The organism is Hydrogenophaga sp. T66 (genome assembly GCF_057219855.1).
Genome location: NZ_JBXVVX010000002.1, coordinates 99,377 through 118,897, shown reverse-complemented (window position 1 = coordinate 118,897; position 19,521 = coordinate 99,377). Strand labels below are relative to the sequence as shown.

22 protein-coding genes and 1 tRNA gene are annotated in these 19,521 nt (G+C 70.2%); 9 read left to right on the top strand and 14 right to left on the bottom strand.

From position 1 onward, the window contains the following. Positions 1 to 12: 12 nt before the first annotated feature. The 6 genes from AC2D80_RS09555 to AC2D80_RS09530 form a co-directional block, all read right to left on the bottom strand. Entirely contained in the window at positions 13 to 1,242 is a 1,230-nt protein-coding gene (locus AC2D80_RS09555; RefSeq protein ID WP_484632783.1) for an ABC transporter substrate-binding protein, read from the bottom strand. Between the two features lie 57 nt (positions 1,243 to 1,299). After that, entirely contained in the window at positions 1,300 to 1,767 is a 468-nt protein-coding gene (locus AC2D80_RS09550; protein WP_484632782.1) for a DoxX family protein, read from the bottom strand. Next, positions 1,764 to 2,573: an HvfC/BufC family peptide modification chaperone gene (locus AC2D80_RS09545; RefSeq protein ID WP_484632781.1), complete on the bottom strand. Its 810-nt coding sequence runs from the start codon at positions 2,571 to 2,573 to the stop codon at positions 1,764 to 1,766. The genes AC2D80_RS09550 and AC2D80_RS09545 overlap by 4 nt, the downstream gene beginning before the upstream one ends. Continuing rightward, entirely contained in the window at positions 2,570 to 3,457 is an 888-nt protein-coding gene (locus AC2D80_RS09540; protein ID WP_484632780.1) for an MbnB/TglH/ChrH family RiPP precursor modification enzyme, read from the bottom strand. The genes AC2D80_RS09545 and AC2D80_RS09540 overlap by 4 nt, the downstream gene beginning before the upstream one ends. Before the next feature lie 8 nt (positions 3,458 to 3,465). Then, positions 3,466 to 3,759 carry a BufA1 family periplasmic bufferin-type metallophore gene (locus AC2D80_RS09535; protein WP_484632779.1) on the bottom strand — a complete coding sequence of 98 codons (294 nt, stop codon included), beginning with the start codon at positions 3,757 to 3,759 and terminating at the stop codon, positions 3,466 to 3,468. 101 nt (positions 3,760 to 3,860) lie between these two features. Continuing rightward, positions 3,861 to 4,391 carry a peroxiredoxin family protein gene (locus AC2D80_RS09530; protein ID WP_484632778.1) on the bottom strand — a complete coding sequence of 177 codons (531 nt, stop codon included), beginning with the start codon at positions 4,389 to 4,391 and terminating at the stop codon, positions 3,861 to 3,863. 71 nt (positions 4,392 to 4,462) lie between these two features. Between AC2D80_RS09530 and AC2D80_RS09525 the strand changes: the two genes are divergently transcribed. Together AC2D80_RS09525 and AC2D80_RS09520 are read left to right on the top strand one after the other, a co-directional pair. Continuing rightward, positions 4,463 to 5,044: a sigma-70 family RNA polymerase sigma factor gene (locus tag AC2D80_RS09525; RefSeq protein WP_484632777.1), complete on the top strand. Its 582-nt coding sequence runs from the start codon at positions 4,463 to 4,465 to the stop codon at positions 5,042 to 5,044. Continuing rightward, positions 5,041 to 5,247, top strand: coding sequence for a zf-HC2 domain-containing protein (locus AC2D80_RS09520; RefSeq protein ID WP_484632776.1), 207 nt, complete (start codon positions 5,041 to 5,043; stop codon positions 5,245 to 5,247). The genes AC2D80_RS09525 and AC2D80_RS09520 overlap by 4 nt, the downstream gene beginning before the upstream one ends. A 28-nt stretch (positions 5,248 to 5,275) precedes the next feature. On the opposite strand, the gene ftsY is transcribed toward AC2D80_RS09520, so the two are convergent. Continuing rightward, on the bottom strand, positions 5,276 to 6,346 hold the full coding sequence (gene ftsY / locus AC2D80_RS09515) for a signal recognition particle-docking protein FtsY (protein ID WP_484632775.1): 1,071 nt from the start codon (positions 6,344 to 6,346) through the stop codon (positions 5,276 to 5,278). 28 nt (positions 6,347 to 6,374) lie between these two features. On the opposite strand from ftsY, the gene AC2D80_RS09510 reads away from it, so the two are divergent. Genes AC2D80_RS09510 through AC2D80_RS09490 form a run of 5 tightly spaced genes read left to right on the top strand, consistent with a single transcriptional unit; the run spans position 6,375 to position 10,654 of the window. After that, positions 6,375 to 7,796, top strand: a complete 1,422-nt coding sequence (locus tag AC2D80_RS09510; RefSeq protein WP_484632774.1) for a M16 family metallopeptidase — start codon at positions 6,375 to 6,377, stop codon at positions 7,794 to 7,796. After that, positions 7,793 to 9,172 (top strand): M16 family metallopeptidase, encoded by a 1,380-nt coding sequence (locus AC2D80_RS09505; RefSeq protein WP_484632773.1) that lies wholly within the window; start codon positions 7,793 to 7,795, stop codon positions 9,170 to 9,172. The genes AC2D80_RS09510 and AC2D80_RS09505 overlap by 4 nt, the downstream gene beginning before the upstream one ends. 8 nt (positions 9,173 to 9,180) lie before the next feature. Then, positions 9,181 to 9,831, top strand: a complete 651-nt coding sequence (rsmD, locus tag AC2D80_RS09500; protein ID WP_484632772.1) for a 16S rRNA (guanine(966)-N(2))-methyltransferase RsmD — start codon at positions 9,181 to 9,183, stop codon at positions 9,829 to 9,831. Positions 9,832 to 9,839: 8 nt separating this feature from the next. After that, positions 9,840 to 10,343, top strand: a complete 504-nt coding sequence (gene coaD, locus AC2D80_RS09495) for a pantetheine-phosphate adenylyltransferase (RefSeq protein ID WP_484632771.1) — start codon at positions 9,840 to 9,842, stop codon at positions 10,341 to 10,343. Positions 10,344 to 10,354: 11 nt separating this feature from the next. Continuing rightward, positions 10,355 to 10,654, top strand: a complete 300-nt coding sequence (locus AC2D80_RS09490) for a YfhL family 4Fe-4S dicluster ferredoxin (RefSeq protein WP_484632770.1) — start codon at positions 10,355 to 10,357, stop codon at positions 10,652 to 10,654. On the opposite strand, the gene pth is transcribed toward AC2D80_RS09490, so the two are convergent. From pth to AC2D80_RS09455, 7 genes are all read right to left on the bottom strand, one after another. Beyond that, positions 10,603 to 11,265 (bottom strand): aminoacyl-tRNA hydrolase, encoded by a 663-nt coding sequence (gene pth, locus AC2D80_RS09485; protein ID WP_484632769.1) that lies wholly within the window; start codon positions 11,263 to 11,265, stop codon positions 10,603 to 10,605. The genes AC2D80_RS09490 and pth overlap by 52 nt on opposite strands. Before the next feature lie 196 nt (positions 11,266 to 11,461). Beyond that, positions 11,462 to 12,088: a 50S ribosomal protein L25/general stress protein Ctc gene (locus tag AC2D80_RS09480; RefSeq protein WP_484632768.1), complete on the bottom strand. Its 627-nt coding sequence runs from the start codon at positions 12,086 to 12,088 to the stop codon at positions 11,462 to 11,464. A 93-nt stretch (positions 12,089 to 12,181) separates the two neighbouring features. Beyond that, entirely contained in the window at positions 12,182 to 13,156 is a 975-nt protein-coding gene (locus AC2D80_RS09475) for a ribose-phosphate pyrophosphokinase (RefSeq protein ID WP_484632767.1), read from the bottom strand. Positions 13,157 to 13,246: 90 nt separating this feature from the next. Then, positions 13,247 to 13,323 (bottom strand) — tRNA-Gln (locus tag AC2D80_RS09470). A 95-nt stretch (positions 13,324 to 13,418) separates the two neighbouring features. Next, entirely contained in the window at positions 13,419 to 14,336 is a 918-nt protein-coding gene (gene ispE, locus AC2D80_RS09465) for a 4-(cytidine 5'-diphospho)-2-C-methyl-D-erythritol kinase (protein WP_484632766.1), read from the bottom strand. Next, positions 14,333 to 14,818 carry a lipoprotein insertase outer membrane protein LolB gene (locus AC2D80_RS09460; RefSeq protein ID WP_484632765.1) on the bottom strand — a complete coding sequence of 162 codons (486 nt, stop codon included), beginning with the start codon at positions 14,816 to 14,818 and terminating at the stop codon, positions 14,333 to 14,335. The genes ispE and AC2D80_RS09460 overlap by 4 nt, the downstream gene beginning before the upstream one ends. Beyond that, the gene (locus tag AC2D80_RS09455) at positions 14,815 to 16,584 is read right to left on the bottom strand and encodes a tetratricopeptide repeat protein (RefSeq protein ID WP_484632764.1); all 1,770 of its coding nucleotides are present in this window, start codon (positions 16,582 to 16,584) and stop codon (positions 14,815 to 14,817) included. The genes AC2D80_RS09460 and AC2D80_RS09455 overlap by 4 nt, the downstream gene beginning before the upstream one ends. Positions 16,585 to 16,635: 51 nt before the next feature. Here AC2D80_RS09455 and mutM point away from each other — a divergent pair, with 51 nt between their 5' ends. Together mutM and AC2D80_RS09445 are read left to right on the top strand one after the other, a co-directional pair. Then, on the top strand, positions 16,636 to 17,451 hold the full coding sequence (gene mutM / locus AC2D80_RS09450; RefSeq protein ID WP_484632763.1) for a bifunctional DNA-formamidopyrimidine glycosylase/DNA-(apurinic or apyrimidinic site) lyase: 816 nt from the start codon (positions 16,636 to 16,638) through the stop codon (positions 17,449 to 17,451). A gap of 123 nt (positions 17,452 to 17,574) precedes the next feature. Next, positions 17,575 to 19,518, top strand: coding sequence for a dynamin family protein (locus AC2D80_RS09445; RefSeq protein ID WP_484632762.1), 1,944 nt, complete (start codon positions 17,575 to 17,577; stop codon positions 19,516 to 19,518). The last annotated feature ends 3 nt before the right edge of the window (positions 19,519 to 19,521 follow it).

The following is a 19,521-nucleotide window of genomic DNA, read 5'->3' as shown; positions in this document are numbered from 1 at the left end:
CGCGCGCGGGTGTCAGGCCGCGTAGCGCCGGGCCCATTCGCGCTCCAGCGGATCGACCCACGAGGCGTGGGGTTCGGGCAGCGTGGGCGCGGGGCGCGTGACCATGCCGGGCAGCGGCGCAGCGCCGAACAGCGCGCGCTCGGCCGGCGACAGGCGGGCCAGATCGAGCACGGTCGGGTCGCCCCAGTGGGCGATGTCGGCCTTGCGCGCCTGGGCGGCGGGCGAGAGCAGGAAGTTGGCCACCACCTGCGCCGCCGCCGGGCTGCGCGCGTTGTACGGGATGGCCACGAAGTGGGTGTTGCCGATCGTGCCGCGGTCGAACTGCCAGCTGACCACGCTGGGCGGCAGGCGCCGCGCCGCGATCTCATTGGCCGCCTCGTTCGGATTGAAGGTGAGGGCCAGCAGCAGCTCGCCGTCGGCCATCATCTGTCGCACCGCCGCGGCGTTCTGCGGGAACTGGCGGCCACCGCGCCAGAGGTGCGGGCGCAGCGCGTCGAGGAACTGCCACAGCGGCGCGGCCTGCGTGGCCAGCGCCGCATCGGTGACCGGCCGGCCGAGCGCGGCCGGGTCGGGGGCAAACTCCACCAGCGCCTGCTTGACGAAGGTGGTGCCGTGGAAGTCGGGCAGGCGCGGGTAGGTGATGCGCCCGGGCTGCGCGCGCGCCAGCGCCAGCAGCTCGGTCATGCTGCGCGGCGGTTGCGGCAGGCGGCGGCTGTCGGCGAACAGCGTGAACTGCGCCATGCCCCACGGCGACTCCATGCCGTCGGTGGGCACCGAAAAGTCGTTGCGCGTGGTCGGTTTGCCCACGACGTCCACCAGCCGGAAGTTCGGCAGGCTTTCGGCGAACGGGCCGAACAGCAGGCCCTCGTTCTTCATCGCGGCGAAGTTTTCGCCGTTGATCCACACCAGGTCGACCGTGCCTTCCCCGGCGCGGCGCCCGGCGGCCTTCTCGGCCCGCACGCGTTTGACCACGTCGGCGGTGTCGGTGATCTTGACGTGCTGCAGCGTGATGTTGTGCGAGACCTTCACCTGCTGCGCCACCCACTGCAGGTACGCGTTGGTCTGTTCGCTGCCGGCCCAGGCGTTCCAGAACACCGTCTGCCCGCGCGCGGCCTGCTCGACGGCGGTCCAGGCGTCGGTCGATTGGGCGCGGGCCGGGCTCACGGCCGGCAGCCAGGGCAGGGTGGCGCCGGCCACGAGCAGGGTACGACGGCGCAGGGGGGTGGGGCGGGTGGTCGGCATGGGCGGGTCTGGGTGCACGGAGGAGGAAACGACGCTGGCGAGCTTACGGCATGGCGTTCAGGCGTGGGCCGCCGCGGGCCATCGGCGGGCCGCCCAGGGCCGCAGCCAGGCCGCATCGACCGACCAGCGTCCCGGACCCCACAGCGCCAGGAAAGCCAGTGCCAGTCCCCAGCTCACGTGCAGCTGCCAGGCGGCCGGGGCGATCTCGGCCAGGCTGATCACGGCCACCACGTTGACCACGCTCAGGCCCAGCGCGGCGAAACGCCCACCCAGCCCGAGCACCAGCAGCACCGGCAAGACCAGCTCGCCGGCCGTCCCCGCCACAGCGGCCACCGCGGGCGAGAGCAGCGGCACGCGGTATTCGTCGGTGAACAGGGCGAGGGTGATGTCCCAGTCGCGGAGTTTGGTGAGGCCGCTGAGGAAGAAGGCGTGGGCCACGTAGACGCGGGCGGCCAGCGCCGCGGCGGGTTGCGCGGCGTCGAGCGCGTGGGTCAGGGTGTGCCAGGCGGCGATCAAGGGATTCATGGGGACTCCGGATCGGTGGGTGGGAAGAGGTCGATGCCTGTGATCAGCCCGTCGTGGACGGCGCTGTGCAGCCAGGGGTTGAAGTCAAAGTGCGGGTCTGCGGCGAGGGCGGCGTCAAGCGCGCGGCCCAGCGGGATGCCGGTGGTCAGCAGCGCGACCTCGGCGGGCGGAGCCGGGCGCACGGCCGCGCGCCAGCCGCGGCGGTGCACCAGCGCGGTCTCGGGCTGCCGGGCCGCCACGCGTTCGCCCGCCGCCGCGAGCGACAGGCCGCCCCCCCGGTGCGCCTCGATCAGGCTCACCACGGGCCAGGCGCTGGGCATCAGCGCGGCGCCGGGCGACAAACGCCAGACCAGCGCGTTGGGGTCGTGGCTGGTCAGGCGCGCGAAGCTCGCGCCGTCGACCGTGGCGTTGGCCGCCCGCTCAGCGCGGTGAAGCGCCCATTCGACGCGCGCCACGTCGCTCAGGTAGGGCAGCTCGGCCAGCCCATCCAGCGTGTCGATGAGGGCCGCCAGCGGCTCGCCCCACACGCCCGCGTCGCCGCCAGACGGCGGGTGGGCGTGCCAGAGGTGGCGGGCGAGCGCACGGTGGGTCTCCTCGCCCACCAGGGCCTGCACCACGGGGTAGACGCTGGCCAGGCAGCGTTCGGCCAGCGCGTGGCCATTGGCGCGGTAGATCGACAGGCCGCGGTGGCTGCGCACGTCGGTGAGGTCGGCCAGCGCTTCGGCGGCCGCGCGGGCGGGCGGCCGCGCGGGATGACCCAGCAAGGCCGCCAGCAGCGTGTCCTGGGCGTGGCGCAAGGCGCTCATGCGGGCACCCCGTCTGCCGAGTGCATCGCCGCGTCCGCGCGCGCGGCTTCGTCCAGCAGCGTGTCGAGCGGTGGCAGGTCGGTGTCCCATTCGATCAACGTCGGCACCGGGCCGAAGCGCTGGATCGCGTGGCGGTAGAGTGACCAGACCGGCGCCGCCACGGCGCTGCCGTGGTCGTCGATCACCCAATCGCCGGTGTCGGTGTGGCCGGCGAGGTGGATCTCGGCCACCGCGTGGGGCGCGATGGCGTCCAGCCACGCGCGCACCGCGTGATCAGGGTCATCGAGACGTCCCTGGCGCTGGTCGTTCAGCGCGTTGACCCAGAGGTTGTTGATGTCCACCAGCAGGCCGCAGCCGGTGCGCCGGGCCAGCTCGTTGAGGAAGGTGGCTTCGTCCATGTCGTGATCCCGCCAGCGCAGGTAAGCGCTGAGGTTCTCGACCGCGATGGGCCGGCGCAGGCGCTCCTGCACCGCTTGCACGTGACGCGCCATGACGTCCAGCGATTCCCGGGTGAAGGGGCTGGGCAGCAGGTCGCTGGCGTGCCAGACGCCGCCGCCCGGCGCTGCGCCCCGGGCAAACGCCGCGTGGTCGCTCACCCGCACGGGCTCGATGTCGTCCACCAGGCGCGCGAGCTGTTCCAGGTGATGCCCGTCCAGGCCGTGGGCCGAGCCCAGGGCCAGACCCACGCCGTGCAGGCTCACGTCGTAAGCCTCGCGGCCGGCGCGCAGCACGGCCCGGGCTGCGCCACCCGCGGCGAAGAAATTTTCGCTGTGTACTTCCACGAATCCCAGACCCGGCCGGCGGGTCAGCAGGGCTTCGTGGTGGGGATCGCGCCAGCCGATGCCCGCGCGGACATCGGCCGACGGCGCAGGCACCGCGTTCATGCCGCCGTTCAGCCCGGCTTCTTCATCGAATCCAGCTTGGCCTTGGCTTCAGCCACCGTCAGGCCGCCGGCCTGCTTGCAGGTGCCGCTGGCGACGAATTTCCACTCGCCGGGGTCGTTGTCGACCTTGGACTGGCCGGCGCAGGAGTGCGTGCCGGCGAGGTTGGCGCAGTCGTTGGCGCCGGCCTTGGCGATGCCATAGCACTTCTCCTTGCCGCTGCTTTGCGCGAGGGCCGGGGTGGAGAGCAGGGCCAGCGACATCAGCGAGGTGGCGGCGGCGGCGAGCAGGGGACGGTGGTTCATGGCGTGACTCCGGTGGAGGTTGGTTGAGCCGGCCGACATGACCGACTGGGGGTGTGTCGGTGCAAGTGCATCCTTCTTACTTGGCTAGGGAAAACCATGTGTCAAAGCAGCTCGGCCACCCGGTCCCACACCGGCGCCGGCACCCGGCCGTGGTGCTGTTCCACCAGACGGCCCTGCTTGTCGATCAGCAGCACCCAAGGCAGCGTGCCGGCGGCACCGAAGGTGTCGCGGTGACCCGGCGCGCCACGCCACAGCTGGAGGAGCCGTTGGTCGGCTGGCACGGTGAGTTTCAGCAGGCGCTCGTACTCGGCCAGGGCCGACGGGTTGGCGTCGGTGTTGACCAGCACGACCTCGAACGGTTGTCCGACCCAGCCGCGGGCGTTGGCGCGCAGCTCGGCCATCTTGTCGCGGCAGACCGCGCACCCGGTGGACCACAACACCACCATCACGACGCGGCCACGCCGCTGGGCGAGGTCAAAGGGGGCGCCGTCGGTGGTGGTGCCACGCAGCTCGACGGGCGACGAGAGCGCCGGCTCGGCCTGCGCCAGGCGCGGGCTGCTGAGGGCGCCGGCGAGGGCGGCACACAAGGCCAGGGTGGTGAGCCAGGAGCGGTGCGGGGCGACGTGGGGCATGGCTGTCTCCAGTGAAGCGTCATGGGTTCGTCGCAGAACCCGTCCCATTCCTTACGTACACTGCGCGGCATATGTCACACCCCGACGCCGACTTTGCCCAGCAGGTGGCCGATCTGCGGCCCTACCTGATGAAGTTCGCCCGCCTGCAGCTGCGCAACGACGCCTGGGCCGAAGACGCGGTGTCGGACACGGTGCTGGCGGCCATCGCCAAGCCGCAGGCGTTTGCCCAGCGCTCGCAGCTCAAGACCTGGCTGGTCGGCATCCTGAAGCACAAGGTGGTGGACGCGCTGCGTCACCACGGCCGCGAGATCAGCGTGGGCAGCGGTGACGACGACGAGCGCGAGGACCCGCTGGAGCACATGGCCTTCAAGGCCGATGGCCATTACGCCGAGAAGCCGGCGGACTGGGGCAACCCGGAGCAAGATCTCGGCAACCGGCAGTTCATGGCCGTCCTGGAGGCCTGCACCGAGCGGCTCCCGCCGGTGCAGGGCCGGCTGTTTCTCATGCGCGAATGGCTGGAACTCTCCACCGACGAGATCTGTAAGGAGCTGGCGCTCACCCCGACCAACCTGTACGTCCAGCTGCACCGGGCCCGTTTGCGTTTGCGCGAGTGCCTGGAACTGAACTGGTTCGCCCGACCCACCACCCCATGAAGCCCGCCTACCCGTTTCGCCGCACCTGCAAGGAGGTCAGCGCCCTGCTGATCGCCCGGGAGGACCGCGCGTTGCCGTGGTCAGAGCGGCTGGCCTTGCGCCTGCATCTGGCGATGTGCGAGGCCTGCCCGCGCTTTGAGCGGCAGATCCTGACGATGCGCCAGGCCATGGGCCGCTGGCGCCAGTACAGCGACAACGACTGAGCCTGTCGCACCGCGGCGCTGGCCGCGTTCAGCTCAGCAGCGCCTGGGCAAATTCGCGCGCGTCAAAGGTTTCGAGGTCTTCGAGTTTCTCGCCGACGCCGATGAAGCACACGGGCACCGGGTGCTGCCGCGCGATCGCGCACAGCACGCCGCCCTTGGCCGTGCCGTCGAGCTTGGTGACGATCAGGCCGGTCAGGCCGAGCGCGTCGTCAAAGGCCTTCACCTGGGCGAGCGCGTTTTGCCCGGTGTTGCCATCGATCACGAGCAGCACCTCGTGCGGCGGGGCCGCGCCCCCGGCGCCGCCGGCCTTCGCCTCATCCGCCTTCGCATCTCCCGCCTTCGTATCACCCGCTTTGGCGATCGTGCGCTTGATCTTGCGCAGCTCCTCCATCAGGTGCAGCTGCGTCGGCAGGCGGCCGGCGGTGTCCACGATCACCACGTCCTTGCCCCGCGCGCGGCCGGCACTCACCGCGTCGAAACTCACCGCGGCCGGATCGCCGCCGTCCTGCGAGACGATGTCCACCGTGTTGCGTGTCGCCCAGACGGCGAGCTGTTCGCGGGCAGCAGCGCGGAAGGTGTCGGCCGCGGCCAGCAGCACGCTGGCACCGCTGTCAGACAGGTGGCGCGTGAGCTTGCCGATCGAGGTGGTCTTGCCCGCGCCGTTGACGCCGGCGACCATGATCACCGTGGGCGCGTGCTCGCCAATCACCAGCGGCTTCTGCAGCGGGGCGAGCAGGTCGGCGATGGCGTCGGCCAGCAGGGCCTTCACCGCCGCTGGCTCGGTGGTCTTGGTGTCCTTGACCCGGCGTTTGAGGTCGTCAAGCAGGTGGGTGGTGGCGGCCACGCCGGTGTCTGCCATGAGCAGCGCGGCCTCGAGCTCTTCGTACAGCGCGTCGTCGATGCGCGTGCCGGTGAAGACCGTGGTCAGGCTGCTGCCGGTCTTGCGCAGGCCGGCCTTGAGCCGGTCCAGCCAGCCCTGGCGCGGAGGGGCAACGGGCGATGACGACGGTGATGGCGATGCCGCAGCGTCTGCCGCCGGGACCGCGGGTTCGGGGGTGGCGGCCGGCGCCGGGGCTTTTTTGCGGAAGAACGAGAACATTCGCCAATCTCTGGAATCATCGGATTCTATGAAACGACCCTTGTCCTTCGCGGGCGCCGGCACCGTGGCGCTGGCCCTGGCGTGGCCCGTCGCCGCGGCCAGTCCGTCCACCGCCGTGCAGCAGTTCACCCTGGCCAACGGCCTGACCGTGATCGTCAAACCCGACCGCCGCGCGCCCACGGTGGCCCACATGCTGTGGGTGCGAGCCGGATCGATCGACGAGGTTGACGGCACGTCCGGCGTCGCCCACGCGCTGGAGCACATGATGTTCAAGGGCACCCCCAGCCTGAAACCCGGCGAGTTTTCGCGGCGCGTGGCGGCCCTGGGCGGTCGGGACAACGCCTTCACCAGCCGGGACGCGACCGCCTACCACCAGCAGGTGCCGGCCGACCGGTTGGAGGCCGTGATGGCGCTGGAGGCCGATCGCTTCGCCAACAACCGCTGGGACGACGCGGAGTTCACCAAGGAAATCGAGGTGATCAAGGAGGAGCGCCGGCAACGCACCGACGAGTCGGCCCGCGGCCGCTTCTTCGAGGCCTTCACCGCCACCGTCTTCCAGACCAGCCCGTACCGGCGGCCGATCATCGGCTGGATGAACGATCTGGATGCGATGACGCCCCAGGACGTGCGCGACTGGCACCAGCGCTTCTACGTGCCCGGCAACGCCGCGGTGGTGATCGCCGGCGACGTGGACCCGGCGCGGGCGCGCGCGCTCGCCGAGAAGCATTACGGCGCCATCCCGGCGCGCGCGCTGCCGGCGCGCAAGCCGCGCGAAGAGGTCGTGCAGCACGGCCCGCGCCGCATGGAGTACCGCGCCGTGGTCGATCAGCCGCTGGTGGCGCTGGCGTGGAAGGTGCCACGCTACAGCGGCGCCGACGACGCCGCCAACCGCGACGCGCTGGCGCTGGCGGTGCTGGCCGCCGTGCTCGACGGTCACAGCAGCGCCCGCCTCAACCGCGCGCTGGTGCAGGGCGAAGGCACGGCCGGCAAGCGCATCGCCGACGGTGTGGGTGCGTCCTACGGCCTGCTGGGTCGCGGCCCGGCCACGTTCACCCTCACCGCCGCGCCGGCGCGCGGTGTCACGCCCGAGATGGCGGCCGCCGCCCTCAAGGCCGAGATCGCGCGCATTGCCCGCGAGGGCGTGCGTGAGAGCGAGCTGCAGCGCGTGAAGACGCAGTGGATGGCCAACGAGGTCTACAAGCTCGACTCGGTGTTTGCCCAGGCGCAGGAACTCGGCAGCCTGTGGAACCTCGGGCTGGGGGTGGACGGCGGCGACCGCCTGCTGCAGCGCCTGCGTGGCGTGACGCCGGCCCAGGTGCAGGACGTGGCGCGCCGCCATTTCGCCGACGACCAGCTCACCACCGGCGTGCTGGTGCCCCTGGCCCAGGCAGCCGCGACGCCCGCCCAAGCCCCGAACGCGGCCAACACGCCCGCGGAGACCGCCCGATGAACCGTTCGATGATGGCCTCGATGAATGGCTCGATGAATCGTCCCGCGCGCCGGTTCGCCCGGTGGTGGGCCGGCCTGGCCCTGTCCGGGCTGGCTGCGGCGGCCCAGGCCGCCATCCCCATCCAGCACTGGACCCACGCCAGCGGTGCGCGCGTGTTTTTCGTGCCCAGTCCGGCCCTGCCGATGCTGGACGTGCAGCTCGACGTGGACGCCGGCAGCCGCCGCGATCCGGTGGGCCGCCGCGGGCTGGCTGCGGTGACCGCCGGCCAGCTCGACTCGGGCCTGCTCGCCGCCGACGGGGCGCCCGCGCTCGACGAGAACCGCCTCACCGAGGCCTGGCTCGACCTCGGCGCCCAGTTCGGCGCCAGCGCGGGCAGCGACCGCTTCACGGTCCAGCTGCGCACCCTCACCGAGCCGGACCTGCTGGCCCGCGCGGTTGCGCTGGCTGCGCGCCAGCTCGCCCACCCGGCGTGGGCGCCCCAGCCGTGGCAGCGCGACCGCGAGCGCCTGCTGGCCGCCCTGCGGGAGGCCGAGAACCAGCCGGCCACGCTGGCTGGCCGGCGCTTCGCCGCCGCGGTCTACGGCGACCATCCTTACGGCGCCCAACCGGCCGCGGCCGACTACCAGGCGATCACCAGCGAGGACCAGCGCGACTTCTACCGTCGCCACGTCGTGGCCTGCCGCGCCCAGGTGTCGCTGGTCGGCGCCATCGACCGGGCCGAGGCCGAGCGCATCGCCGACCGCTTGCTCGCCGCACTCGCCCCCCACGGTTGCCCGCCGGTATCCGCGGTGCCGGAGGTCGCGCCGCTGGCTGCGCCTGTGGATCTGCGCCTGCCCTTTGCCCGCGCCGCGCAGGCGCAGGTGCTGATCGGCCAACCCGGCGTTTCGCGCAGCGACCCCGACTTCTTCCCGCTCTTTGTGGGCAACTACATCCTGGGTGGCGGCGGTTTTGTGTCGCGCCTGACCACCGAGGTCCGCGAGCGCCGTGGCCTGAGCTACAGCGTCTACAGCTACTTCTCCCCCGGCCGCCACGCCGGTGCGTTCCAGATCGGCCTGACCACCCGCCCCGATCAGGCCGACCAGGCGGTGGCGGTGGCGCGCGACACCCTGACGCGGTTCATGGCCGACGGCCCCACCGAGGCGGAGCTGGCCGGTGCCAAGGCCTTCCTCGTGAACGGTTTCGCGCTGCGGTTCGACAGCAACCGCAAACTCCTCGACAACGTGGCCAACATCGGCTGGAACGGCCTGCCGCTGGACTACCTCGACACCTGGACGCGCGAGGTCGAGCGCGTGACGGCGGCCGACATCCGCCGCGCGTTCAACCGCGTGTTGCAGCCCGACCGGCTGGTGACCGTGGTCGTGGGCGCGCCGCAGTAAGCTCGGGCATGACCCCGCGATCACCGACCCGCCGCACCGCCGCCGCTCCCTCCGTGGCCAGGCCCGCCGCCGCCAGGCCCAGCGTCGCCTCGAGTGCTCCCCACGAAGTCCGCCTCATCGGAGGTCGCTTCAAGCGCAGCAAACTGCCGGTGCCCGACCGGCCCGGGCTGCGGCCGACGCCGGCGCGCGTGCGCGAAACCCTGTTCAACTGGCTGGGTCAGGAGCTCGGCGGCTGGCGCGCGCTCGACGCGTTCGCCGGCAGCGGTGCGCTGGGTCTGGAGGCCGCGTCCCGTGGCGCGGCAGCCGCCTGGTTGATCGAGACCGATCCCGCGCTGGTCACCAGTCTGCAGCGCACCGTCCAGCGCCTCGGCGCCGCCGACGCGGTGCGCGTGCAGCGCGGCGACGCCTTGACGGTGCTGCGTCAACAGGCCGGACAAGCTTGGGACGTGGTGTTTCTCGACCCTCCCTTTGGCGAGGAGGCCGTGTTTGAGCCTGCGCTGCGCGCCGCGGCCGCGGCCATCGGCCCAGATGGCTTCGTGTACCTCGAGGCGCCTGTGGCGTGGGACGACGCCCGGCTGGCGCCGCTGGGCTTGCGGGTTCACCGCGAGGGCCGTGCCGGCGCCGTGGTCTTTCACCTCCTGGTGCCGCTGGCCGGATAATTCCGGCCATGAGCGCGACGCAACGCCCCCGCCTGGCCGTCTACAGCGGCACCTTCGACCCCCTCACGCTGGGCCATGAAGACGTGATCCGCCGCGCGGCCGGTCTGTTCGACGAACTGGTGGTGGCCGTGGCGCGCGCCCACCACAAAAAGACCCGTTTCGACCTGGCCGAGCGCCTCGCCATGGTGGAGGCCGCGGCCCAGGGCATGCCGGGGCGGGTGCGCGCCGTGCCTTTTGAAGGCCTCATCATGGACCTGTGCGGCGAGCTCGGGGCCTGTGCGGTGGTGCGAGGCATCCGCAACCTCACCGACTTCGACTACGAGGCCCAGATGGCGGCCATGAACCGCAAGCTGCGGCCGGCGGTGGAGACCGTGTTTCTGGTGCCGCAGGCGGAGCTGCAATGCATCAGCAGCACGCTGGTCCGCGAAATCGCTGCGCTGGGCGGCGATGTCTCCACCATGGTCAGCCCAGCGGTGGCCGGGCGCCTGGCGCCGCGCCCGCTGCAAGCCTGAGGACGCGCGCCATGGCTTTGATGATCACGGCCGAGTGCATCAACTGCGACGTGTGCGAACCGGAGTGCCCGAACCAGGCCATTTCGATGGGCGAGGAGTACTACCAGATCGACCCCAACCGCTGCACCGAATGCGTGGGCCATTTCGACGAGCCCCAGTGCGTCCAGGTCTGTCCGGTGGAGTGCATCCCGGTCGATCCGGCGCACGTGGAGAACCACGAGACGCTGTGGCAGCGATACCAGCGCTTGCAGGCGGCGGGTCAGTCGCTGGGCTCGGCCGGGCCCACGGGCGTGCCACCCATCGGCGGCTGAGCGGGAAGCGTCGCCGGCCGGGGCGGTTTTGGTCGCGGCGGTTTGCTCGTGTGAATGAGCGCCGTGGCCTTGTCCATCTCGCCGGCAATGAGGTGCGGCAGCGCCTTGAGGCTGCGGTCCAGGGCTTGCGCGATCGCGATGCGGTCGTCCGGTGACGGTTTCTTCAGCACCCAGTTGGCCACGTCGTTCTTGTTGCCGGGGTGGCCGATGCCCACCCGCAGCCGCCAGTAGTCGGCGCTACCGAGCTGGGCGTGGATGTCGCGCAGTCCATTGTGGCCCGCGTGCCCACCGCCCTTTTTCAGCTTGACCTCGCCCGGCGGCAAGTCCAGCTCATCGTGCACCACCAGCACCTCATCCGGCGCGATTTTGAAGAAGCGCGCGACCGACGCCACCGACTTGCCCGACAGGTTCATGAAGGTCTGGGGCTCGAGCAGCCAGAGCGCCTGACCATTCACGCTGACCCGGCCCACATGCCCGAAATGGCTGCGTTCCAGGGCCATCGGCGCTTTCAGCAGGCGGGCGGCCTCATCCACCCACCAGAACCCGGCGTTGTGGCGCGTGTCTTCGTAGTCGGGGCCCGGGTTGCCAAGGCCGGCAATCAGTCGAATCATGGGACGGCATTATCAAAGACGACGACCCACGAAAAAGCCCGCACGAGGCGGGCTTTCGGGGAAGCAGGGCGGGCAGCGACCCCCGCGAAGCGGCGGAGCGTGGGGGCCAGGATCCCGGCGCCGGGCCGCCCCCAGCCGGGATCGCACCCCCTCGGGGGGCAGCGACCCGCGAAGCGGCGGAGCGTGGGGGCTCCGTTTACTTCTTGCCCTTCTTGCCCTTCTTGTCGTCGGCAGCGGCGGCCACCGGGGCAGCCACGACCTCTTCCACCGGCTCCACGATGGTGGCGATGGTGATGTCCTTGCGGCCGTGGGTCACGATCTTCACGCCCTTGGGCAGCTTCAGATCGCCGGTGTGCAGGGTGGCGCCTTTCTCCACGGCGCTCAGGTCCACCTCGATGAATTCGGGCAGCTGGACCGCCAGGCACTCGATTTCAATCTCGGTAACGATGTGGTTGACCAGGCACTTGTCATTCTTGACGGCCGGCGAATTCTCCGCGCCCGTGAAGTGCAGCGGCACCTTCTTGTGCAGGCGGGTCTTGTCGTCCACGCGCTGGAAGTCCACGTGCAGGACTTGCGGCTTGTAGGCGTGGTACTGCACATCGCGCAGCAGCACTTTTTCGACCTTGCCACCGAGCTCCATGTCCAGGATGGAGGCGTGGAAGGCTTCCTTCTTCAGGGCGTGCCACAGGGCGTTGTGATCGAGTTCGATCAGGGCCGGCGGCACGTTGCCACCGAACACGATACCGGGCGCACGGCCGGTGTTGCGCAGGCGGCGGCTCGCACCCGTGCCCTGCTTGGCGCGCTCAAAAGCGACGAATTGCATGACTGACTCCAGTTGAGGGGTTCCGCGACCAGAACGCCTCGGTTTGACAATGGCCGCCTGCCCGCGAGGGTGGGCGACCGGCTCTTTGCTGCCTTAGAACAGGTTGTCCTGGTCGGCAAACAAACTCATGACCGACTCGCCCGAGGCGATGCGCGCAATGGTCTCGGCCATCAGCGGCGCCACGGAGAGCTGGCGAATCTTCGGGCAGGCCTGCGCGGCCTGACTCAAGGGAATGGTGTTGGTCACGACGACCTCGTCGAGTGCACTGCCCTTGGCGATGCGGTCGATGGCGGGACCGGAGAAGATCGGGTGCGTGCAGTACGCATAGACGTTTTTCGCGCCGCGTTCCTTGAGCACTTCCGCCGCTTTGACCAGCGTGCCGGCGGTGTCGATCATGTCGTCCATGATCACGCAGTTGCGTCCCTCAATGTCGCCAATGACGTGCATGACCTCGGACACGTTGGCCTTGGGCCGGCGTTTGTCGATGATGGCCATGTCGCAACCCAGCTGCTTGGCCAGCGCCCGTGCGCGCACCACACCCCCCACGTCGGGCGAGACAACGAGCAGGTCCTCGTAGTTCTTCTGGCGCAGGTCGCCGAGCAGCACCGGGGACGCGTAGATGTTGTCGACCGGAATGTCAAAGAAGCCCTGAATCTGGTCGGCGTGCAGGTCCATGGTGAGCACGCGGTTGACACCAACGGTCTGCAGCAGGTTGGCCACCACCTTGGCCGAGATCGGCACGCGCGCGGAGCGCGGCCGGCGGTCTTGGCGGGCGTAACCGAAGTAGGGAATGACGGCGGAGATGCGCTCGGCCGAGGCGCGCTTGAGCGCGTCGACCATGATCAGCAGCTCCATGAGGTTCTCGTTGGTCGGCGCGCAGGTCGACTGGATCACGAAGACGTGGCGGGCGCGCACGTTCTGGGTGATCTCGACAGTGACCTCGCCATCCGAGAAGCGACCCACGTTGGCCGCGCCGAGCTGCGTGCCCAGGTGCTGGGCGATTTCGGCGGCCAGCACCGGGTTGGCGTTGCCGGTGAAGATCATGAAATCCGGGGCTTGAACTTGCATGGTGTTCCCAGCTTCGCGTCGGCGATGAAAAAGCCGCCCTGCAGGGGCTGCGGGCGGCTCGGGCCGTTGTTCAACGACTGTCAAAAGGTTTGGCAGGGGAGGAAGGACTCGAACCCTCGCATGCCGGAATCAAAATCCGGTGCCTTAACCAACTTGGCGACTCCCCTACGCAGGAAACCGTCGGGCCGAAGCCACAACGATCACCGAAATTGTCGCAGGTTGCGCATCGCCTGCGGCCGGCGGGTGGGACGATCCGGTCGGATCAATCGCGGCACCAGTCGGCCAGGGGATGCGCATCCCCATTGCTGCAAACCCGCACCACCCAGAATTCGGGCGCCGGCGTCAGGCGCTCGGGCGTCCAGTCTTCTGGCAGCAGCGCGAACACCGCCGAACCCGATCCGCTCATGCGGCCTTGCAACCCTTGGTCGCTGAGCCACTTCAGGGCATCACCGATTTCAGGACAGAGCGCTTGGGCCACGGGTTGCAGATCGTTGTGACCGGCGGCCAGCACATGGGCCATCGAGTCCGCAATCCACTCACCTTGGGCGCCTGCGGTGTCGTTCGCAGCAAAGCCTTGGAGTATAGCAGTTTTTGTGTCCCGTTTGAGGTCCGGGTGGGTGAAGATGCGTTGCGTGGACACGCCGGCGGGTGGTTTGACCACCAAAAACCGGGCGGCCGGCAGCTTCAGCGGCGTGAGGCGCTCGCCGACGCCCTCCACGAAGGCGTGTTGGCCGCCGATGAAAAAGGGCACATCCGCGCCGAGCGACAGGCCGATGGCGGCCAGGTCGGCGCGCCGCAGGCCCGTGCCCCACAGGCGGTTGAGCGCGAGCAGCGTGCTGGCCGCGTCGGAGGAGCCACCGCCCAGGCCCGCTTCCGCGGGGATTTGCTTCGTCAACACGATGTCGGCGCCGAAGCGGCAGCCGGTCGCTGCCTGCAACGCCCGCGCCGCCCGAACGCACAGATCGTTGGCCGGCAGCGTCAGGCCGGGCGAGGCGTCGATGCGCTGGATGGCACCGTCGTCCCGGCGCGCGAGATCGAGCCGGTCGCACCAGTCGGTGAGCATGAAGACCGATTGCAGCTCGTGGTAGCCGTCGGCGCGCCGGCCGGTGATGTGCAGGAACAGGTTCAGCTTGGCGGGCGCCGGCACGCCGTCGAACCGGGTCGGGGTGGGGGTGGTCATGGCGCGAGGATGAGTCGCAGTTCGGCGCGCGGGGCGGGTTCGGTGCGTTCGGCACTGAGGCGGCCTTCGGCGTGTCGGCTGAGGTCCACGCGCCAACCGGCGGCCGCCGTGGCGCGACCCGCCAGCCAGTCGAACAGCGCCGTGACGGGCAGCGCGGTGCCCGCGAGTTCCGTGGTCAGTTCGTCGAGCGTGCCGCGTCGGGTGCGCTCCTCCCCGCGCTGCAACTCGGCCTGCACCGGCGACCAGCGGACGACGGCCAGCGTCTGGCCCAGCGGCGAGCTGAGGGTAAGGCTGCCCGTCGCGGCGTCACCGATCAGGTCGAACCCGGCGCTGAAGGCCTGCACCGGCTCGGTTTCGATGCGCAGTGCGAGCCGTCCGCTGAAGCTGCCAGCGGCGCGCTCGCGGGTCGCGGTGGCGCAGCCGGCCAGCCAAAGGCTCAACCCGGCGGCGGCGCCCGCGTGGATCGCGTGCCGGCGGTTCACGGCTTGACGCGCAGGCGTTTGAAGGTTTCCTGCAGCACTTCGTTGTCGGTCGCCTGGACCAGACCTTCGCGCCAGATCTTCAGCGCTTCGTCGCGCTGACCCTTGACCCACAGCACCTCGCCCAGGTGGGCGGCGATCTCGGGGTCGGGCCGTTTGGCGTAGGCGGCGCGGAGGATGGTCAGCGCCCGCTCGAGGTTGCCGAGACGGAACTCGACCCAGCCGAGGCTGTCCTGAATGAACGGATCCAGTGGCGCGAGAGACACCGCTTTTTCGATCAGGGTTTTGGCCTCCGCCAGCCGCAGGTTGCGGTCCGCCAGCGAGTAGCCCAGGGCGTTGTAGGCGTGGTGGTGATCGGGCTTGAGGCCGATGAGCTGGCGCAGCAGGCGCTCCATGTCATCGGGCCGACCGGCGCGCTCAGCCACCAGCGCCTGGTCGTAGAGCAGGTCGAACTCGGTCGGGAAGCGCGCGAAGGCCTCGCCGTAGACCGCGTAGGCCTGGTCGTAGGCCTTCAGGTCGCGCAGCAGCTGCGCTTCGGCCTGCAGCTTCAGGCGCGCGTCGTCCGGGCGGCGTTCGGGAAAATTCCGGAGCAGGGCGCGCGCTTCGGCCAGCTTGCCCTGGCGACCCAGCAGCGAGGCACGCCGCACCTGCAGGGCCAGCATGTCTTCCGGGGTCTCGATGCGGTCCAGCCACGCGTTCGCCGCCGTCAGGTCGCCCCGCTTCTCGGCGATCTGCGACAGCATCAGATAGGCCTGGGTCAGACCACGGCCACCCCGCTCATCAATGCCTTGCCGCACCAGCGCCATGTACCGCTCCAGCGAGCGGGTGGCCGCATCGAGGGCGTTGCCCTGCAGTTGCAGGGAGCCCAGCAGAAGCCAGGCCTCTGAGAGGTCGGGCTGGCGCGCGGTGAGCGCTTCCAGCTGCGTGCGGGCCTCGCCGCTGCGCTGCAGGTCCAGCAGGAGCCGGGCGTAGTTCAGGGCGACCGCGGTGTCGGTGGCGCTGGCGCGGTTGCTGGCCTGCAACTGGCGCAGGATCAGCGGTTCGGCCTGGATTTCGCCGCGTTCCAGCAATTCCAGCGCGAGCAGCGCGGGGTAGGGCGAGGCGGGTTCGGCGGCGTGGCCGGCACGGGCGGCTTCCAGCGCCGTGGCCAGCTGGTTTTGAGCCAGTTCCATGCGCCCGATGGTCGTCCACGCCGCCGCCGTGGTGGGGGCCTGTTGCAAGGAAGGCACCAGCGCTTCGCGGACCACCGCGGCCGCCTGCGCTTTGTCGGGCGCGCGGGCGTAGGTCTGCGGGATCGCGTTGATGAGGTCGTTGCGCTCGCCGGCGGCGGTGTCGCGGATCAGGTCGCGCAGGACCGGGCCGGTTTCACCGATGCGGCCCAGTGCGAGCAGGATTTGCAGCACGAAGCGGTCGGCTTCGTGAGAGCCGGGCAGGTCTTGCGCCCACGCGCGGGCGGCGGCCAGGGCTGCGTCGCCGGAGCGGGCCTGCAGCGCCACCTCCACCGCACGTCGGTACAGCGCGGGGTCCTTCTGGCGGCGCGCGGCGTCCAGGATCAGGGAGTAGCCGGCCCCCGGGTCCCCCCCGCGGACGCTGATTTCGCCGAGCAGCAACTGGTAGAACAACGGCGCATTGAGCGCCGAGTTGCTGACCGCAGCGGCGGGGGCGGGCGCTGCGACGGGCTCGGGGGCCTGGGCCACGGCCAACGTGGCGCCGGCGCTCAGGGTCAGGGCGACTAAGCGCGCGCCGCATCCAGGCTTCAATCGGTTCATCGGGTCATGATAATGGCGCCGGTTTGCCCCTGTGTGTTTGTTGAGCCTTCCATGCCCGAATTGCCCGAGGTTGAGGTCACCCGCCAAAGCTTTGCCGACCGCATCGCGGGCGCCGACGTGCGGGCGCTGTCTCTGGGCAAGCCGTTGCGTTGGCCGCTGGGCGTGGACGCGGGCGCCTTGGCCGGCCGGCGGATTGCGGGTGTCGAGCGCCGCGGCAAGTACCTGCTGATCCGTCTGGACGCCGGGCTGCTGCTGTTGCACCTGGGCATGTCCGGCAGCGTGCGCTTTGACCGCGACTTGCCGCCACCCGGCCCGCACGACCACGTCGACCTGCACACCAGCGCGGGCACCTTGCGGCTGCACGACCCGCGCCGCTTTGGCGCGCTGGTGTATGCGGACGGGGACGACGACCCGCGCGCTCGCAAGCTGCTGGGAGGCCTCGGTGTGGAGCCGCTGTCGGCGGGGTTTGACCCGCTGGCCTTCCACACCGCCCTGCGCCAGCGCCGCGCCGCCATCAAGACGGTGCTGCTGGCCGGCGACATCGTGGTGGGGGTCGGCAACATCTACGCGTCCGAGGCGCTGTTCCTGGCCGGCATCCGTCCCACCACCCGCGCCGACCGGATCAGCCGTCCGCGCGCCGCCCGGCTGCACGCCGCGATCGTCGATGTGCTGTCCCGCGCGGTCGCGCTGGGGGGCAGCACGCTGCGCGACTTCCGCAACGCCGACGGCCAGTCGGGCTATTTCCAGCTCGACGCCCACGTGTATGGCCGCGCTGGGCTGCCATGCCGCGTGTGCGCCCAGCCGGTCCGCAGCCTGCGGCAGGGGCAGCGCTCAACCTTCTTCTGCGCCACCTGCCAAAAACCTTGAAGAAATCCGCGGGCCTCGGCCGGGTTTTCGCGGCCGGACAACCGGGCAAATGTGCAAGGCCGGTGGCGGGGGAAAACCCAGGGCCGGTGCTATATTGACCGACCGACAGGGATCGTCCGCCACATGAGCTTCAACCACGAATTCGACCAGCACGGCGCCTGGCGCCGGCAGTTCGCACTGCGACTCAAACTGCTGTCCGAGTGGCTGACCGACAACGACCTCATGGAGCCCGGGATCCGCGAGCGGCTGGAGCAGCTGCACGACCGGGTGAAGCACGACAAGATCATGGTGGCGTTTGTCGCCGAGTTTTCGCGCGGCAAGTCGGAACTCATCAACGCCGTCTTTTTCGCGGGCTACGGTCGGCGCATCATGCCCGCCAGCGCCGGACGCACCACGATGTGCCCAACCGAGCTGGGCTACGACGCCGACATCCCGCCCTGCCTGCGCCTGCTGCCCATCGAAACCCGCCTGCAGGCCAAGTCCCTGCTGGAATGGCGCAACGCGCCCGACCGCTGGGAGCGCGTGAACCTCGACGTCAACGATCCGCAGCAGCTGGCGCTGGCCATCCAGAAGGTGTCTGAAGTGCGCCGCGTCACGCAGGACGAAGCGCGCTCGCTCGGCTTCTGGAACGACGAGATGCCCGATGACAACCCGCTGCCCGGCGCGGATGGCCTGATTGAAGTGCCGAAATGGCGTCACGCGCTCATCAACATGGCGCATCCGCTGCTCAAGCAGGGCCTCGTGATCCTGGACACCCCGGGACTCAACGCCATCGGCGCCGAACCCGAATTGACGGTGAGCCTGCTGCCGCAGGCGCACGCGGTGGTGTTCATCCTCGGTGCGGACACGGGCGTGACCAAGTCCGATCTGGCCATCTGGCGCCAGCACCTCGCCGTCCAGGGCGACCACCAGGCCACGCGGCTGGTGGTCCTCAACAAGATCGACACGCTGTGGGACGCGCTGAGTTCCTCCGAACAGGTGCAGCTCCAGATCGCCGCCCAGCGCACCGACTCTGCCGAGATCCTTGGTCTGTCGCCGCGTCAGGTGCTCGCGGTGTCGGCGCAAAAAGGCCTGCTGGCCAAAGTCAGCAACGACCAGAACCTGCTCGATGCGAGCAACCTGATGGAGCTGGAAACCGCGCTGGGTGAAGACCTGCTCGCGCAGCGCCGGCGCATCATCGGCGCGGCCGTGGCCGAAGGCATCGAGTCGTTGCGGGCCGAAACCAGCCGTCGCGTGCACACCCGCTCGCGCGACCTCGTCGAGCAGATTCAGGAACTCGAGGGTCTGCGCGGCAAGAACGCCGGCGTGATCCGGCAGATGCGGCTGCGCATCGAGCAGGAGCAGGCCGACTTCGACGCCAGCGGCGCGCGCATCCAGGCCGTGCGCTCGGTGCATCTGCGGCTGCTCAAGGACCTGTTCTCGCTGCTGGGGACGTCCCACCTGAAAACCGAGGTGGCCGAGCTGGCCAAGGCGCTGAAGCAGCCGGGCATCAAGCTGGGCGTGCGCCGTGCGTACGACGATACGTTCAGCCGCCTGCGCGCCGACCTGGAAAAGGCTGACCGCATGGCTGCGGACATCCAGTCCATGCTGGAGGGCAGCTTCAAGAACCTCAACGCCGAACACGGCTTCTCGCTTCAGACGCCTGCCGCCCCGCAGATCAGCCGTTTCATCCGTGATGTGTCGCTGATCGAGAAGAGCCACCTCCAGTACCTCAGCCTGGGCAATGCGCTGCGGCTGGCCCAACCCGAATTTGCCGAGCGCCTGTCGCGTGCGCTGATGAGCCGGCTGCGCACCGTGTACGACACGGCCGTCAACGAGGTCGAGATCTGGAACAAGTCCGCCGCTGCCCAGCTGGACGCGCAGCTGCGCGAACGGCGTCGCAACTTCACCCGGCGCATCGAGGCGGTCGCCCGCATCCAGCAGGCGGCCGGCGGCCTGGACGACCGCATCACCGAACTGCAGGCCCAGCAGGCACGTCTGGCCGAGACCGATGCCAAGCTCGCCGAACTGACCGCCCAACTGCTGGCGTTGCCCGCCGAAGAGCCGGCCGACGTCGCGGTGGCGTGACGT

Bases quoted from the DNA above. Each gene is read 5' to 3' on its own strand.
- AC2D80_RS09555 (WP_484632783.1), bottom strand. From the start codon at position 1,242: ATGCCGACCACCCGCCCCACCCCCCTGCGCCGTCGTACCCTGCTCGTG.
- AC2D80_RS09550 (WP_484632782.1), bottom strand. From the start codon at position 1,767: ATGAATCCCTTGATCGCCGCCTGGCACACCCTGACCCACGCGCTCGAC.
- AC2D80_RS09545 (WP_484632781.1), bottom strand. From the start codon at position 2,573: ATGAGCGCCTTGCGCCACGCCCAGGACACGCTGCTGGCGGCCTTGCTG.
- AC2D80_RS09540 (WP_484632780.1), bottom strand. From the start codon at position 3,457: ATGAACGCGGTGCCTGCGCCGTCGGCCGATGTCCGCGCGGGCATCGGC.
- AC2D80_RS09535 (WP_484632779.1), bottom strand. From the start codon at position 3,759: ATGAACCACCGTCCCCTGCTCGCCGCCGCCGCCACCTCGCTGATGTCG.
- AC2D80_RS09530 (WP_484632778.1), bottom strand. From the start codon at position 4,391: ATGCCCCACGTCGCCCCGCACCGCTCCTGGCTCACCACCCTGGCCTTG.
- AC2D80_RS09525 (WP_484632777.1), top strand. From the start codon at position 4,463: ATGTCACACCCCGACGCCGACTTTGCCCAGCAGGTGGCCGATCTGCGG.
- AC2D80_RS09520 (WP_484632776.1), top strand. From the start codon at position 5,041: ATGAAGCCCGCCTACCCGTTTCGCCGCACCTGCAAGGAGGTCAGCGCC.
- ftsY (WP_484632775.1), bottom strand. From the start codon at position 6,346: ATGTTCTCGTTCTTCCGCAAAAAAGCCCCGGCGCCGGCCGCCACCCCC.
- AC2D80_RS09510 (WP_484632774.1), top strand. From the start codon at position 6,375: ATGAAACGACCCTTGTCCTTCGCGGGCGCCGGCACCGTGGCGCTGGCC.
- AC2D80_RS09505 (WP_484632773.1), top strand. From the start codon at position 7,793: ATGAACCGTTCGATGATGGCCTCGATGAATGGCTCGATGAATCGTCCC.
- rsmD (WP_484632772.1), top strand. From the start codon at position 9,181: ATGACCCCGCGATCACCGACCCGCCGCACCGCCGCCGCTCCCTCCGTG.
- coaD (WP_484632771.1), top strand. From the start codon at position 9,840: ATGAGCGCGACGCAACGCCCCCGCCTGGCCGTCTACAGCGGCACCTTC.
- AC2D80_RS09490 (WP_484632770.1), top strand. From the start codon at position 10,355: ATGGCTTTGATGATCACGGCCGAGTGCATCAACTGCGACGTGTGCGAA.
- pth (WP_484632769.1), bottom strand. From the start codon at position 11,265: ATGATTCGACTGATTGCCGGCCTTGGCAACCCGGGCCCCGACTACGAA.
- AC2D80_RS09480 (WP_484632768.1), bottom strand. From the start codon at position 12,088: ATGCAATTCGTCGCTTTTGAGCGCGCCAAGCAGGGCACGGGTGCGAGC.
- AC2D80_RS09475 (WP_484632767.1), bottom strand. From the start codon at position 13,156: ATGCAAGTTCAAGCCCCGGATTTCATGATCTTCACCGGCAACGCCAAC.
- ispE (WP_484632766.1), bottom strand. From the start codon at position 14,336: ATGACCACCCCCACCCCGACCCGGTTCGACGGCGTGCCGGCGCCCGCC.
- AC2D80_RS09455 (WP_484632764.1), bottom strand. From the start codon at position 16,584: ATGAACCGATTGAAGCCTGGATGCGGCGCGCGCTTAGTCGCCCTGACC.
- mutM (WP_484632763.1), top strand. From the start codon at position 16,636: ATGCCCGAATTGCCCGAGGTTGAGGTCACCCGCCAAAGCTTTGCCGAC.
- AC2D80_RS09445 (WP_484632762.1), top strand. From the start codon at position 17,575: ATGAGCTTCAACCACGAATTCGACCAGCACGGCGCCTGGCGCCGGCAG.